The sequence below is a fragment of the Extibacter sp. GGCC_0201 genome, from assembly GCF_017566055.1.
Lineage (GTDB): Bacteria > Bacillota > Clostridia > Lachnospirales > Lachnospiraceae > Extibacter.
In genome coordinates this window covers 1-224 of record NZ_JABFCH010000157.1, presented here as the reverse complement: position 1 = coordinate 224, position 224 = coordinate 1, and the positions used below count along the sequence as shown (strand labels likewise).

Annotated in this window: 1 pseudogene; it reads right to left on the bottom strand. The window is 44.6% G+C overall.

The features are described from left to right. A pseudogene (locus HJV72_RS19095) lies at nt 1-224 on the bottom strand (aspartate kinase); the annotation flags it as partial.

Below are 224 nucleotides of genomic sequence, written 5' to 3'. Positions count from 1 at the left end.
GCTGAACCGCACGGTGGATTCCGGCTATCACAGACTGCTCATAGTCCACGAACTCATCCTGATGCACAAAAATCGTCATGGTATCAATGCCGGAAGGCATGTGTTCAAACGAGATTCCATACTGTTCAAAAACATCAAGCACTTTTCTGCCGAAGCCGATTTCGGAGTTCATCATGGCTTTTTCAATATTTATGGAACAGAACCCTTTTTTACCTGCAATACCC